This is a genomic window from Lawsonella clevelandensis, assembly GCF_003241315.1.
Lineage (GTDB): Bacteria > Actinomycetota > Actinomycetes > Mycobacteriales > Mycobacteriaceae > Lawsonella > Lawsonella clevelandensis_A.
In genome coordinates this window covers 192,846-204,588 of sequence record NZ_QFOZ01000001.1, presented here as the reverse complement: position 1 = coordinate 204,588, position 11,743 = coordinate 192,846, and the positions used below count along the sequence as shown (strand labels likewise).

At 51.2% G+C, this 11,743-nt stretch carries 11 protein-coding genes; 1 reads left to right on the top strand and 10 read right to left on the bottom strand.

All coding sequences use genetic code 11. The annotated features are described in order from the left end of the window. Positions 1–2: 2 nt before the first annotated feature. Genes gatC through ligA form a run of 3 tightly spaced genes read right to left on the bottom strand, consistent with a single transcriptional unit; the run spans position 3 to position 3,053 of the window. The gene (gatC, locus tag DI579_RS00910; RefSeq protein ID WP_290595457.1) at positions 3–305 is read right to left on the bottom strand and encodes an Asp-tRNA(Asn)/Glu-tRNA(Gln) amidotransferase subunit GatC; all 303 of its coding nucleotides are present in this window, start codon (positions 303–305) and stop codon (positions 3–5) included. Between the two features lie 55 nt (positions 306–360). Beyond that, entirely contained in the window at positions 361–897 is a 537-nt protein-coding gene (locus DI579_RS00905; protein WP_290595458.1) for a GNAT family N-acetyltransferase, read from the bottom strand. Continuing rightward, positions 894–3,053, bottom strand: a complete 2,160-nt coding sequence (gene ligA / locus DI579_RS00900) for an NAD-dependent DNA ligase LigA (RefSeq protein WP_290595459.1) — start codon at positions 3,051–3,053, stop codon at positions 894–896. The genes DI579_RS00905 and ligA overlap by 4 nt, the downstream gene beginning before the upstream one ends. A 115-nt stretch (positions 3,054–3,168) precedes the next feature. On the opposite strand from ligA, the gene DI579_RS00895 reads away from it, so the two are divergent. After that, complete coding sequence (locus DI579_RS00895) at positions 3,169–3,885, top strand: 3'-5' exonuclease (RefSeq protein ID WP_290595460.1); 717 nt, start codon at positions 3,169–3,171, stop codon at positions 3,883–3,885. A 155-nt stretch (positions 3,886–4,040) separates the two neighbouring features. On the opposite strand, the gene DI579_RS00890 is transcribed toward DI579_RS00895, so the two are convergent. The 7 genes from DI579_RS00890 to DI579_RS00860 form a co-directional block, all read right to left on the bottom strand. Beyond that, positions 4,041–4,910, bottom strand: coding sequence for a hypothetical protein (locus tag DI579_RS00890; RefSeq protein ID WP_290595461.1), 870 nt, complete (start codon positions 4,908–4,910; stop codon positions 4,041–4,043). Further along, complete coding sequence (mnmA, locus tag DI579_RS00885) at positions 4,910–6,133, bottom strand: tRNA 2-thiouridine(34) synthase MnmA (RefSeq protein WP_290595462.1); 1,224 nt, start codon at positions 6,131–6,133, stop codon at positions 4,910–4,912. Before mnmA ends, DI579_RS00890 begins: the two co-directional genes overlap by 1 nt. Before the next feature lie 9 nt (positions 6,134–6,142). After that, positions 6,143–7,363, bottom strand: coding sequence for a cysteine desulfurase family protein (locus DI579_RS00880; protein WP_303678554.1), 1,221 nt, complete (start codon positions 7,361–7,363; stop codon positions 6,143–6,145). Positions 7,364–7,403: 40 nt separating this feature from the next. Then, complete coding sequence (locus tag DI579_RS00875; RefSeq protein WP_290595464.1) at positions 7,404–8,384, bottom strand: electron transfer flavoprotein subunit alpha/FixB family protein; 981 nt, start codon at positions 8,382–8,384, stop codon at positions 7,404–7,406. 13 nt (positions 8,385–8,397) lie between these two features. Further along, positions 8,398–9,189: an electron transfer flavoprotein subunit beta/FixA family protein gene (locus DI579_RS00870; protein ID WP_290595465.1), complete on the bottom strand. Its 792-nt coding sequence runs from the start codon at positions 9,187–9,189 to the stop codon at positions 8,398–8,400. Positions 9,190–9,372: 183 nt separating this feature from the next. Then, complete coding sequence (locus tag DI579_RS00865) at positions 9,373–10,692, bottom strand: class I SAM-dependent methyltransferase (RefSeq protein ID WP_290595466.1); 1,320 nt, start codon at positions 10,690–10,692, stop codon at positions 9,373–9,375. A 65-nt stretch (positions 10,693–10,757) separates the two neighbouring features. Next, entirely contained in the window at positions 10,758–11,648 is an 891-nt protein-coding gene (locus DI579_RS00860; RefSeq protein ID WP_290595467.1) for an ABC transporter ATP-binding protein, read from the bottom strand. Positions 11,649–11,743: the final 95 nt, after the last annotated feature.

Below are 11,743 nucleotides of genomic sequence, written 5' to 3'. Positions count from 1 at the left end.
CGTTATTCCCCTCCCTCACTCAGAATCTGCGGAATGACGATACGGCCATCCTCTACTTCAGGAGCCTGACTCAATACTGATTCCTGCGACAAACAAGGCTTGGTAACATCCTCATGCGCAATATTCTGGATAGCCACTGGATGGCTCATTGCGTCAACGCCTTCAGTGTCAAGCTCCGTGATGACATTCACGTGCTGCAAAATATCCTTAATTTGACCAGCCAACTCATCTAACTCATCATCAGCTAACGCCAAACGCGCTAGTTTCGCGAGGTGAGCGACATCGTCACGGGTAATACCGTCCACTGAAGCACCTTTCTTCGGAATCGTACTATGCAAATGCTTATGTACTGTGCAAATGCTACCGCGTCGCGGTGGGAACAGGCCACACGTAGCAACGAACAATGAGTCCTGGAACAGGACTCCAAAAACGCGAGCGTTCCAGTTGGAACCCCATGCGCTCATACACTCGGTGAGCCGGAACCATATTCTCCCTAGTTGAGAGTACTACTGTGTGAAAACCATTCTGAACAGCATATTCCTGGCAAGTACGCACAAGTGTCGACCCAATACCGCGCCCCTGCGCTGCCTCATCTACAGCGAGTGTACGTAGTTCAATTTCCCCCTCTTGCGCAATTGATGCCCAAGGATTACCACCTGCTGCCAATGTAACAGCACCCAAAATCTGATCGGTGACATCATCAACAGCAACAAAATTGGCATCCGCATTCTGAAAACGCGGAGTGACATCACGCAAGATATCGAGATAAGGAGAATTGGGATCTTCATAAGGGGTAAATGTGGTAGCCGTCATTTCCCCCACTATCTGCAGATCCTCTTCACGCATTGGACGGATAGTAAACCCAGTAGTAGACCCAGTGCGATTCTTATCGCTCATGCACGTTTCTCCTTTAACGCTGCTTCGCCACCGTGTAGTAGCACAACAAATTCTTCCTCATTAAGAACAGGAATACCTAAAGCCTCTGCTTTAGTAAGTTTTGAGCCAGCATGAGCACCAGCAACAACGTAGTCAGTTTTCTTGGAAACAGAACTGGCTGCCTTACCACCATGGGAGACAATAGCCTCCTTCACAGAATCGCGCGTAAAGCCTTCTAATGAACCGGTAGCAACCACCGTCAACCCCTCTAGCGTGTGGGGCTGATCCTCCTCATGGGAATCCTCCATACGGACTCCCGCAGCAGCCCATTTGTCAACGATATCGCGATGCCACTCTATAGAAAACCATTCCACAAGCGAATCTGCAATAATGCCGCCCACACCTTCTACCTCAGATAGCGTGGCTACTTCTCCACTCATAGCCAAGTGCTGAATTTTCTGCAGACTACCAAATGCTGTTGCTAGAGAACGAGCAGCGGTGGGCCCAACATGGCGAATGGAAAGAGCAACGAGAATCCGCCACAATGGCCGTTCTTTTGCCTCTTCTAAGTTTTGTAGTAACTTCTCCCCAGTCTTGGACAAGATGACGCGCTGTCCATCGACCTCGCCTACTGCAGTATGCGCATATTTAGGATCCGTATCCACATTACGGGGTGCACGCCGCGTATATTGCTGTGTTTTTAACAAATCTGCAGCAGTGATGGTGAAAAGATCCCCTTCATCATGCAAAATATTCCGCTCGTACAGATCACGGGCCCCCTTCTCCCCAAGCGCCTCAATATCGAGGGCGGCCCGACTCGCAAGATAAAACAGACGTTCCCGCAACTGCGCCGGACATCCATGTGTGTTGGGGCAACGCCAGTCCTGGTCAGATTCTTTTTCTGGGGCAAGAAGAGCACCACATTCAGGACAGTGTGTGGGAAAGATGAATTCTTTTTCCTCACCCGTACGCGCATCAACGATAGGGCCTAAAACCTCGGGGATAACTTCTCCAGCTTTTCTAATGACGACCTGGTCGCCAATGAGAACACCCTTACGTTTCACTTCAAACTGGTTGTGCAACGTCGCATTAGATACTGTTGAGCCGGCAACAGTGACAGGTTCCATAAAAGCATAGGGTGTGACACGTCCAGTTCGCCCTACAGAAACGCGAATATCCAGCAGTTTCGTTATAGCTTCTTCGGGTGGATATTTATAGGCAACAGCCCACCGCGGTACACGTGATGTTGCCCCCAGTCTGCGTTGTTCCGCAATGTTATTGAGTTTTACAACTAATCCATCAGTTTCATGTTCACTTTCGGCACGATGTTCACCCCAGTACCGCATCTTGTTAAGGACCTCATCGATACCGTGGACGCATTCTGTTTTATCGGAAACATGCAATCCCCAAGACGCCATAGCTTGATAGGCCTCCCACTGCGTCGTAGGATGAAAACCTTCAGTTTTCCCTAAGCCATGACAAATCATACGAAGATGGCGACGAGCCACCTCTGCCGGATCTTTTTGACGGAGAGATCCCGCCGCAGCATTGCGTGGATTAGCAAAAGGCTTAGGTTTCCTGTCAGCTTCTGCTGCCTCATTAATAATTCGTTCATTAAGTGCAGCAAAGTCATCAAGAGCAAAAAACACTTCCCCGCGCACTTCTAACAGAGCAGGGATCGGGTAATCCGGATTTTCACGCAAATGCGTGGGGATATCAACAATAGTGCGCGCATTGAGGGTAATATCCTCCCCCACTCGCCCATCACCGCGAGTAGCAGCACGGTCCAAAACACCATTTCGATACACCAGATCTATTGCGGCACCATCGATTTTCAGTTCCGTAAGATATTCCTGGTGTGTCCCCACCTCATTTTCCAGCCGAGTAAGCCACTCCGTTAATTCTTCTGGACTAAAAACATCGTCTAAACTGAGCATTCTCTCCGGATGCTCAACAGACTGAAAAGTAGTCTCGAAACCACCACCTACCAACTGTGTAGGTGAGTTAGGTGTACGGAGTTCGGGGTATTCGTCTTCGAGTGCTACTAGCTCATAGAAAAGCTTGTCGAACTCACTATCTGCAATGATGGGTGAATTCATAACGTAGTAGCGGAATTGGTGGTCCCGCACAGTGTCCGCTAGCTCATTCCACCGCTGCTGAATAGTTGAGTCAATCACGTCTTTAGCCTAACGTTTCCACACCACGAAGTTAACCAAATTTGCTACAGCCAGAGAGTAACCTGAAGAACAGTTTTGTGCATATTCTGCGATTGCTTACCTCAGAGGAGTATCCATGGCAGACAGTTTCTTTAACCCTCACCACGTGTGCTCTTTCGACCTCGAAACTACTGGTCCAAACCCACGCACCGCACGCATTGTCACATCCTCATGCCTAAACATTGATTTCCCCGACACTACGTCATCGGCAGAACCCCTCATTGAGGCCCATAATTGGCTTGCTGATCCCGGATGCGATATTCCTGCCGCCGCAAGCGCAGTCCACGGCATCTCAACAGAAAAAGCGCGCACAGAGGGACGCCCCCACCAGGAGGTTGCAGAGGAGACTGTCTCTTGTCTTTACGATGCGTGGGAGGACAATCGCGCAGTTATCGTCTACAACGCCTCATTTGATCTCACTATCCTGCGCCATTGGGTTCCCAGTTTTGAGATTCGTGGGTTAGTAATAGACCCCTACGTTATTGACCGCGCACTGGATAAATATCGTCAAGGCAGACGCACGTTAACCATGGTGTGCGCACATTACAACGTTTCTCTCGACAATGCTCACCAGGCTGATGCGGATGCATTGGGGGCTGCACAGCTGGCACTCCGTCTCGCGGAAACCTATCCCCAGCTTTGTACAACACCCACTGCGGAATTAATGACGCAGCAGACTGAGTGGCAGAAGGAACGTCAGCAGAGCCTGCGTGACTATCTGGCACGGGTAGGACGTAACTATAGCACTGTAGAAACGGAATGGCCGTTACTGGGGCCACTCGTTGAGGACTAACGCTGGTACTTCTGCAAGAGCTCCCACATACTCCGCTACACTTTCCGCAGGACGAAACGGCACAGCATTAAACGTGGTATTGGACACGGTACTGGCTGCCCACCGCAATGTTGTATCATGTACAGCTGGTATTTTCTCTACCTGTGGAGGAACAGCTATATCGTGTAGCACTTGTGCAATGCGCTGTGCCTGAGTGCGCCACTGCTGGCGTGGCACCGCCACTGGTAGCGATATAGTTCTAGGCTAGTTCCCCACTGGTCATACAGCTCTCCTAGAGTATCGCGCTGCTCTGCCGTTGGTCGCAGAGAAAATGGCAGAGCTAAACGCAATGTCTTTGCACGTATTACCGAATCACAGTAGCGAGTCCAGGTATGGTCCGGAAACTGCGTCATATCCGGTAGACGTAGGACAACGCGACCTGGCGCTACTGCCCCACTAGCACCCCATTGGGACAGTAATGTTCGCATATCGGGAATGGGCATACTCTCCCATATATGTATCCCAGATAGACTTCCATCGAATACTGACTGTGCTTCAGTCTCGTCAATGACAATCCACACATCACGGCCCGTACGATGCGTTATTTCGTTGATGACATGGGCAACCATTTCCGCATATTGCTCCATGAGGTCCCGCACTGCACCTGCATCTGTCCACATCCAATGCCCGTTGGAAAGTTCCACATGGGAAAGGCAGGTGACAGGTCCTGCGAGCGGTACCGTCAGTTTCCCCTCCGCTGTACCTGTTGTTTCGATAGTTTCTTCCAGTAGATCCAGATCTTGCTCTAGGAGTGAACAGGCAGACCGGTGAAAACGCGTTTCATGCGCTCCGCAGGTAAAAGTACGTATCCCATAGCCCCATACCATGTCTGGTAGCAGAGCTGTCATTCGTCCTACTGGTGACGCTTCATAGCCACGCTCCGGAAGAACAGGAAAGAAGAAACTCGGACTGGCTTCTCCCGCAATTGTGGCAAGGGTAAGCCGCATATCCGTACCGGGATAGGTTCCCTCTGCACGTATGTCCACTAGATATCCTCTGCGGCTATTGTCTCTGTGGTTGTAGCAGAAGAATGTTCACTGGGGAATTCTTTGTACAGATCATCACGGTTGCGTGCCGTAGCGTGGATAGTGACAGATCCAAGGACAATATCTCCGGCCGGATCTGGCTGGTAAAGCACGGCAGTTTGCCCACATGCGACACCACGCAACGGTGTATCCGTATGAATAGTGACAACTCCACCTGTCATCTCCGCTGGTGTACCTGCAGTGTTAGTATCCGCAGCACCTATTTCAACGGTGCATGGTACGGGTGTAGCGTGTGCTCGTACTTGTACTTCACAGCGCAATTGGTAATGTTCACCAGCTGCCGCAATAGTGGCTAATTCCGTTACTAACCAGTTTCCAGGCCATCCCTGTAAATAGTTAGTTGCCAACATGTCTCGCGTACCAATAAGAACCGTATTACGGCGCACATCAATACCCACCACATAGCGTGGTAATCCATCGGGTAGTGGACCAGGGAGCCCTAGTCCCTTCCGCTGACCAATTGTAAAACCGTATGTACCGTGGTGTTCCGCAACGGTTTTCCCCGTCACCATATCGACTACTGGGCCAGGTCGATCACCGAGCCGAAGGTGAAGGAAACCACGTGTATCTCTATTGGGAATGAAACAGATATCAGTAGAGTCTGGTTTCGATGCCACACTGAAACCGTGTGCAGCAGCTTCCTTCCGAATATCAGGTTTTTCGGTATCACCACAGGGGAAAAGTGAGTGATCAAGTTGGTGTCGGTTAAGCACACCTAACACATACGATTGGTCTTTCGCCGAGTCCACACCACGGCGCAGCATGCCGTCAGTAATCTGTGCGTAATGGCCAGTGGCCACAGCGTCATATCCCAAGGCAAGGCCACGTTCGAGGAGAGCATCAAATTTAATTCGTTCATTGCACCGCAAGCACGGATTAGGTGTCTCCCCTAGTTCATACGTGGTAACAAAATCCTCAATGACGTGCGAACGGAAACGCTCAGAAAAATCCCACACGTAAAACGGGATGCCTAATTGATCAGCAACACGACGCGCATCGCTAGAATCTTCCAGAGAACAACAACCACGCGCGCCAGTCCGTAATGTCGCTGGAGCACTGGACAGTGCAAGATGGATGCCCACTACCTCGTGCCCAGCATCAACTAGGCGGGCAGCAGCTACGGAAGAGTCAACACCTCCGGATAAGGCAGCTAGTACACGCATGGGTATAGCCTATGCCAGACCAGCTAAACGAGCACGTTCCACCACCTGAGGTAAAGCGTGAAGAAGCGTATCAATATGCTCCTCTGTTGTGGTGTACCCCATGGAAAGACGCAGTGTACCACGCGCTTGTTGAGCAGGAATGCCCATAGCGAGCAATACTTCAGAAGCCTGTGCCACACCAGCACTACACGCAGCACCAAGGGAGACACTCACATCCTTACCATCGAGAAGCATAAGAAGGGCATCACCTTCACAACCAGGGAATGTAGCTGACACTATCCCGGGAAGAACGGGAGTATCCGCCCCACAGGTTGCTTCTTCTGGACCATTGATAATGACATCGTCGACGGCAGCATGTAGTCCATCAATCAGTCGCTTTCGCAAGGCAACAAGCCGTACAGTTTCTTCGTGTTGTTGTGCGATAGCGGATCGTAGCGCAGCAGCCATACCAACAATGCCCAAAAGATTCTGTGTCCCTGGGCGCAAACCTCGTTCCTGCCCACCGCCGTGAAAAAGAGGGATGAGGGGGGCATCACGGCGAGCCAGAAGAACCCCTACACCGGTAGGTCCTCCAATTTTTTGGGACGCAACCGACATAGTGGTGATGCCGGGATGTGAAAAATCTACCGGAATATGTGTTGCTGCTTGCACTGCATCCACGTGGAAAGGAACATCATGAGATAGTGCTAGATCTGCTAGTTCGGTTATAGGCTGAACAGTACCTGTCTCATTATTAGCAGCCATTACCGTCAGTAGTAGCGGTACATCGTCTTGGTTCAGTCGCTCCGCAACAACATCAGGAAGAACACGTCCCTCCGCATCAACAGGAAGAATATCCAAATCGATACCGAAATAGTGATGTCGATAGTCGGAAAGCCACTTCGCCGTATCACTAACGGAATGATGCTCCACCGCACTAAGGAGCAAACGATGGCATTCCTGCCCGGCGCGCTGTAATGCCATACCTTTGAGAGCCAGATTGTCTGCTTCTGTACCTGAGCTAACGAAAATAACTTCGCTGGGGCGGGCCCCTAGATTATCTGCGATAGACTCACGTGCTTCTTCTAGATGACAGCGGGCTCGTCTTCCCACGGAATGTGCACTGGAAGGATTGCCTATATCACTAGCCAAGGTACACATTGCTTCCAACGCTTCTGGCCGCAATGGGATAATAGCAGCGTGGTCGAAATATGCGGCATTAGCTAGAGATTCTGGATCTTCACAGAGCATTCGGTGTCTTTCTTCAGCTATGAGTCAACGATGACTGTTGTCAGCTGCGTGCTTTGAGCAGTTCAATAAGTTGCGGCACAATTTCTTCTACATCACCAACAATTCCCAGGTCGGCGAGTGAAAAAAGTTGTGCGTCGGGATCATTGTTGACAACCACAATATGTTTAGAATTTTGCATTCCCGCTTTGTGCTGGATAGCGCCCGAAATACCTAGCCCAATGTAGAGATCGGGATTGACGGTGACGCCAGTTTGCCCAATTTGGAGAGTTCCTGAGCAGTATCCAAGATCTACCGCGTCACGCGTGGTGCCTACTGCAGCGCCTAGTTGGTCGGCAAGTCCCTCAACATAGTCGTGGAATCCTTCTGCCGATCCCACACCGCGGCCACCAGCTACAACAACTTTTGCTTGAGTGAGGTTGGGACGGTCGCTCGGGGCGTCTTCTTGCCATTTCATAATTTTGACGCTGCGTCGAATAGTGGGGTCTGGTAAAGAGACTGTACGAATTTCTACGGTTTTTTGGTCGTCCTGCGAAATTTCGGAGATATCGATAACGCCGTTACGAAGTACTACCACTGGGTAGCGTCCGTGTATTTCGGCGGCGACGTCAAGCTGTGATCCGAAGATGGAATGTGTGACGTGGGTGATATCGGTAAGAGCGACAACATCGGAGGCAAGTCCAGAGCCGAGGCGTACGGCAATACGGCCAGCAATTTCGCGGTTCATAATGCTATCGGGAAGGAGAACGCCAGCAGCGTCTTCGGCGATAGCGATACTACTAACAAGATCAACGGTGGGGGTGGCGAAGAAAGTAAAAGCGTCCTTGTCTTCGGCAGCGTGGAGAACGTCTACACCGTAGGGGGCGATTGCCTCCGCGAGAGTTTCTGAAACGCCTGGTTCACAGACGACTATTGCATGCACCGTATCTATGGATCGGGCAGCGGTGAGAGCTTCAAGGCTAGATTGTGTGGGGCGTACCTGGTCGCCGCGGCCAGTGTAGGAAATGGGGACAAGAATAGTCATAGGTCATAGTCTCCTATACAAGCTTCTTTGCGACGAGGTAGTTCATGATGCGTTGAGCACCATCACCGTTATCAACAAAAATATCGCCTTGCGATTTGGCAGGCCGTTCTTCAGTAGCGGTTACTGTTGTGCCGGCACCTTTTTGCCCTACTTGTGTGGGAAGGACACCAATATCCGCAAGAGTCCATTCTGTAACTTCCTTTTTCTTGGCAGCCATAATGCCTTTGAAGGAGGGGAAACGGGGTTCGTTCATTGTTTCTGTGACGGAGATGAGGGCGGGCATTTCCGCGGTGAGCTGGTAGGTAAAGCCGTCTGTGGCACGCTCAGCGATGAGGGATCCATCAGGTTCAACGGTGAGGGAATGGATGCTGGTAAGAGCTGGAATACCTAGGTACTCAGCAACGATTGCAGGTACAGTGCCCGCACCTGCATCTGATGATTGGTCACCGCAAACGATAAGTTTTGTATCTTCGATATGGCCAAGAGCGTTTGCAAGAACCCAAGAGGTTTGGATGGCATCGGAACCAACGAGAGCGTCATCGCAGATGTGAATGCCACGGTCTGCCCCCATTGCCATGGCGCGACGCAGTGCTTCGACGGCACTGTCAGGGCCCATAGTGAGAGCAATGATCTCATGTGGGGTTTCCAGGATATCATTGAGCTGTACAGCGGCTTCCACAGCATGCTCATTAGTTTCGTCTAAGATCTTGTCAACGTTTTCGCGGTTGAGACGAAAATCGTCGGTCAAGGAATTGTCTGTCTCATAGTCAGGAACTTGTTTTACAAGAACGACTGTGGCTGACATGTAAACCTCCTGCTTGAGGGTGCACTAGCGGAAATACGCCTGCAAAGATGGTAACTCTAATAGCTTTTTCAACCTAGTTTTCTCTCCATTTGGCGCTTAGTTTTGACATGTATTGACCCGTATTTGTCCATTGACCCGTATTTATCGTGGTTTACAAATGCTGAACTGGCCAAGAGGGTGGAACTATTGTCCAATGCGGCGAGCCTCGCAGAGAAATGCCACTGCATTGCTTCCCACGCGGCTAATAACCAGGGTACGGGCGGGAGCGTCCGATACTGGTTTAGGAAGAATTGCTTTCCGTAGGTGTGCTGGGTCAACGTCAACGCCGCGTACCAGGATTTCTATGCTTGATGTGGGGTAATGCCGTAGCGCCTTCTTGATGTCTGCGACGCGGTAACGCATTTGCTCTACCACTGGATAATAGGCAACCCCTGCAGGTGCGGCAGAACCCGTAAGATGAGCAATACGCGTATCCAGTTGCCACAGTCCGTGCCGTGCTGCCCAGTGTCGCACCAGCCCGGCGCGCACAATTGCCCCGTCTGGTTCGATGAGGATTTCTCCTACTTCTCTGGTAGGAACATCTGCGGCAGCGGCCTCGTTGGCGGCACTGTTTGTTATCTGGTCAACGATCTGCCCGTTTGAGCTCAGTATGGTGGCGCGGCGTCTGGTGTATCCGTCGTTATCCTCTGCCACATTCACTGCTGTGCCTGCTATACGGTTAAGCAGATCGACGGACCATAGGGCGGCCTCTTTTACTCCCCCATCGTGTGATCCGGTAATGGAAATAATCTCAACTTCTCCCTGCCAGGGGCCTGTGCCCCACCCGTCTGCGAAAAGTTTGTCCCACTCGATACCAGGGGCGCATTTCATCAGGTACGGGCGCTGACGATATGCCTCCAGGACAGCTGTCAGTGAGGGGGTGGTGGCATCGGGTCCCCGGTAGCGTCTTTGTCCTGTGGCGGTTCGCCGGGCAGGATCTAGCAGGGTGATGACGTCGCTCCCCCATACGGGGTGGAGACAATCCGCTTCCTGGAATGCGACTGTGGGAACATTGTGGCGCGCCATAGCTAAACGAGCCTGATCAATATCTGACCCGCTGAGTTCTCCTGTGCTGCCAGCCTGGACTAGTGCGGCCACTTCTGTTCCCACTGAGCAGGTGGCATCGTGAATAGGCTGTGCAATCGTACTATCACTACTGAGAAGTCGACGGGATCGGTAGTGTGTTACCGCATAGGGAGTAGCTTGTTGAACTGCTGCCAAAGTGAGAAACCAGTGGGCACTGGCAGGCCCTAGTTTTTCCACTGCCCGCTGCCGTGCTTGCACCAGATCAATTGTCCCATTCAGTATTTCTGGCGTGAGATCTGGATAGTGTCTCCGAAGTTGTGCCGTTGACGAGAGACTATCTGCGGGAGTCCACGATAAAGCGCTTACAGCATTAATGAGATCTTCTCCAGCAGGAGTGGTCCACCACTCTACTAGTTCAGGGGAAGCTACTATCGTCACAGTTCGCTGCCTTATCCGTTTTATGGTTGTATTTACACTTATTTACACTGTGGAACTATAGGTGTTCAGCGGCCAGATAGATCCATACTGTGACGGCCTCGTGCATAGTCACGATGTGCGAAAAAGCGCCCATCTTCCCTGGTAACGGTAATGGGCTGTGCGAAGGCATCCGACATAGTTTGCGATGTAATGACGTCTGCAATAGGACCTTGGTGAACTACCTGTCCTTCACGCAGGATCATTGCGTGGGTAAAACACCGTGGGATTTCCTCTACGTGGTGCGTCACCATAACCATGGCAGGGGCTTGTGGATCTTGTGCGAGAAGTTCTAACAGTTCAATAACATCTTCTCGGCCTCCTAGATCGAGACCAGAAGTGGGTTCGTCAAGAAGTAACAGTTCTGGCACCGCCATAAGAGCTCGCGCAATAAGGACACGCTTCTGCTCCCCTTCGCTTAACAGGCCAAAGGGACGATCGTGTAAATGAATAACAGAGAAATCTTCCAGTAATGCTGTTGCCCTATCGAGGTCTTCGGGAAGGTATTCCTCTTTCCACCGACCAAGCATGGAATATCCGGCAGATAGGACAACATTGAGGACAGTTTCTTGGGCGGGTACATGACGCGCTAAAGCAGCGGAGGACACTCCTATGCGAGTTCGTAATTCGGTGAGATCAGTATGCCCGAATTCTTCCCCGAGGACGTTCAGAGTTCCTCGAGATGGGTACAGATCGCCAGTTAGAAGGCGTAGGAGGGATGTCTTTCCGGCACCATTAGGCCCAAAAATAATCCATTGTTCACCCGCATTAACACGCCAGCTAAGGGGACCCACAAGAGTGGTATCGCCGCGGTAAAGTAGGACGTCACGCGCATCTACAACATTCCCCCATGATACAGTTGCACCATTGTGTGCTGAATGCTGTGTTGGATACTGTACTGGACTATCAGCGAAAGCCACCTCAGACCCCTTCCTCTTGCTCTCTAGTGATGGTATCAGCGGTACCGTTTATCCACTATGCTGATATCGAAGAGTGATATCTTTTTAGGGAGAAA